The organism is Deinococcus pimensis DSM 21231 (genome assembly GCF_000519345.1).
In the GTDB taxonomy this organism is placed as follows: Bacteria; Deinococcota; Deinococci; order Deinococcales; family Deinococcaceae; genus Deinococcus_A; species Deinococcus_A pimensis.
In genome coordinates this window covers 108,836-109,849 of the sequence record NZ_KI912640.1, presented here as the reverse complement: position 1 = coordinate 109,849, position 1,014 = coordinate 108,836, and the positions used below count along the sequence as shown (strand labels likewise).

General features: G+C 73.2%; 2 protein-coding genes. Both read left to right on the top strand.

The window, feature by feature from the left end; translation table 11 throughout:
* On the top strand, positions 1 to 538 hold a 538-nt coding region (locus DEIPI_RS0111310; protein WP_027481852.1), incomplete at its 5' end, for an NAD(P)-dependent oxidoreductase.
* 114 nt (positions 539 to 652) lie between these two features.
* Positions 653 to 1,014, top strand: a 362-nt coding sequence (locus tag DEIPI_RS0111305) for a DegV family protein (RefSeq protein ID WP_027481851.1), incomplete at its 3' end; no start/stop codon positions are given.

Sequence of the window (1,014 nt, the reverse complement as noted above, 5' to 3'; positions counted from 1 at the left end):
GGACGCGCCCGTGTCGGGCGGCACGGCGGGCGCCCTCGCGGGCCACCTCAGCGTGATGTTCGGCGGCGCGGAGAGCACCTTCGAGGAGGTGCGGCCCGCGCTGGAGGCCTTCGCCGCGAAGATCGTGCGGGTCGGGGACGTCGGGGCGGGACACGCGGTGAAGGCCGTGAACAACATGCTGCTCGCCGTGAACCTCTGGGCGACCGGGGAGGGCCTGGAGGCGCTCGCGGCACTCGGCGTGGACGTCGGCGCGGCCCTGTCGGTCATCAACGCGTCGTCCGGGCGAAGCAACGCCAGCGAGAACCTCATCCCGCAGCGCGTGCTGACGCGCGAGTTCCCCGCGACGTTCAAGCTGGGCCTCCTCGCGAAGGACGCGGGCCTCGCGGTGGACGTCACGCGGGACGCGCGGGTGCCCGCGCCGATCTTCGCGCTCACGGAGAGCCTCATGCGCGCCGCGTCGCGAGAGATCGGCGCGGACGAGGACCACACGGCGGCCCTCAAGCTGCTGGAACGCTGGGGCGGCTCACTGATCCGCTGAGCGGAGGGTGCGCCCGGCCTGAGCGAACCTTGAGGCGGCGTCCGCGCGGGCGCCGCCTCACGCTACGATGGGCCCGGACGGCCCCACGAGGGCGCCGGACGGAACGGAGCACGCATGACGAGCGACACCGCGAAGTTCGACGTCGTCACCGACGGCGGGTGCGATTTTCCCGAGGGGCTGCTGACGGCGCCCTTCGCGCCCTTCTCGGTGCACTTCGGCAACACCAGCCACCTCGCCAGCGAGCTCGACCGCGCGCGCTTCTTCGAACAGCTGCGCTCGGGCCAGAACCACCCCACGACGAGTCAGCCCACCCCACAGCAGTTCATGGAGCTCTTCGCGGCGTGCGAGCGGCCCACGCTGTGCCTGACGATCTCCAGCGGGCTGTCGGGCAGCCTCGGCGCGGCGGACGGGGCGCGGCGCGCGGGCGGCTTCGACGTGCAGCTTCACGACACGCGGACGCTGTCGTGCGCGCAGGC